The 1,615-nt window shown below is 59.1% G+C and carries 2 protein-coding genes; one reads left to right on the forward strand and one right to left on the reverse strand.

The window, feature by feature from the left end; translation table 11 throughout:
* The first annotated feature begins 157 nt into the window (after nucleotides 1–157).
* Complete coding sequence (locus A2I95_RS36445; RefSeq protein ID WP_027257042.1) at nucleotides 158–760, forward strand: alpha-ketoglutarate-dependent dioxygenase AlkB; 603 nt, start codon at nucleotides 158–160, stop codon at nucleotides 758–760.
* Between the two features lie 74 nt (nucleotides 761–834).
* Here the strand turns inward: A2I95_RS36445 and A2I95_RS36450 are convergent.
* On the reverse strand, nucleotides 835–1,615 hold a 781-nt coding region (locus A2I95_RS36450), incomplete at its 5' end, for an ABC transporter permease (protein ID WP_291737378.1).

Raw genomic sequence — 1,615 nt, forward strand, 5'->3', positions numbered from 1 at the left:
TCCTGGCCCCGATGGAAGTTGCGGTTTGGTCTGCACCTTGCCGCGTCCCGGCGTATATAGGGAGCAGAAAACGCCCCTGCAAGCGCTCAGACACGCGTTGATGCGTGAATCAATGCGCTTTTTTGCAGGGGTCATGGTTAAGGATGGATGAACGGCAATGACCTTGCTGCGTGTGCGCGGATTTGATGTTTACAAGGGGTTTCTTGATCCGGCCCGGCAAGCAGCGCTGATAGACGCGTTGCGGCCGGTGCTGAAGGCGGCGCCGCTGTTCTCACCCAAGGTGCCGGGGGGCGGGCAGATGTCGGTACGGATGACGTCGGCGGGGCAATTCGGCTGGTATTCTGACACCTCCGGCTACCGCTATGCGGAGCAGCATCCTTCAGGACGGGACTGGCCGGATATCCCTGAGGCGGTACTGGAGATCTGGCAGCAGTTGACCGGGCTGGAGCGGGCACCGGAATGCTGCTTGCTGAATTACTATGGAGAGGGTGCGCGGATGGGGCTGCATCAGGACAAGGATGAGGCGGATTTCTCCTACCCCGTGGTATCCATCAGCTTGGGCGATGACGCCCTGTTTCGGATTGGCAACCGCAGTCGTGGCGGAAAGACGGAATCGGTCTGGCTCAACTCAGGCGACGCGGTGGTGATGGGCGGCGAGGCGCGGCTGACCTATCACGGGGTGGACAGGATCCGGTTCAAATCCTCGCGGCTGCTGCCCAAGGGCGGGCGGATCAATCTGACACTCAGAGTGGTCGTGTGAGGCCGGCGGGGCGCAAAAGTTTTCCGGAAAACTTTGACCAAGATTTTTGGAAAGTCTTGGTCCAGCTGCGGCGGTTACCGTCGAGCGCTCCAGCTGATGGACACCTGACGGCGCGTGTAGAATTCGCCCATCAGGCCGATTACGATCAGCACCAGCGCTACCCAGGCCGCATACTGCCAGGAACTGAAGTGCGGGTTGTAGTTGATAAAGACAAAGCCGCGGGCCTGGTCGATGCAGTGAAACAGCGGGTTCCAGTCGAACATGGCAAGCATGAAGCTGGGCAGCGTGTTGGCCAGGAACATCTTGCCCGACGCGATCATATTGGCGCGCTGATAGATCATCGTCAAAATGCTCACCAGCCCAGGTGCCCAGGGTTTCAGCACCAGGAACACCAGCCCGACAGAGGCGCCGGTGATCCAGGCGAGCAATATCATGCCAAAGGCGGGTATGGGCTCTTCGATATGCACCGGCGTGAATGCAACGTGGTAGACAAACAGGATGATGAACAGTGACAGCACTTGGATGTACAGCGCGCCGATTGCGGCAGATAGAATGGCCACCATCGTGTTCATCGGCGCATGCTGCATCATCGGGCTGCTGGGCCCCTCGGCGCTGGCAACGGCACCGACTGTCTTGGTGTGAACCATGAACAGAAACACGCCGGACATAACATAAAGCAGAAAGTCACCGCGAATGGCAGAGCCGCGCAGGCCCAGCAGCGCGAACATTGCAAAAAACGCGCCCACAAAAAGGACTGCCTGCAGGATGTTCAGAGCCAGGGCTGCAAAGGCATTGTTGTGTTTGGAACGGACGCTGCGCACGACCGAATGGAATACCACCTCGCTAAGTGTGAGG

It is taken from the genome of Leisingera sp. F5 (assembly GCF_001593695.1).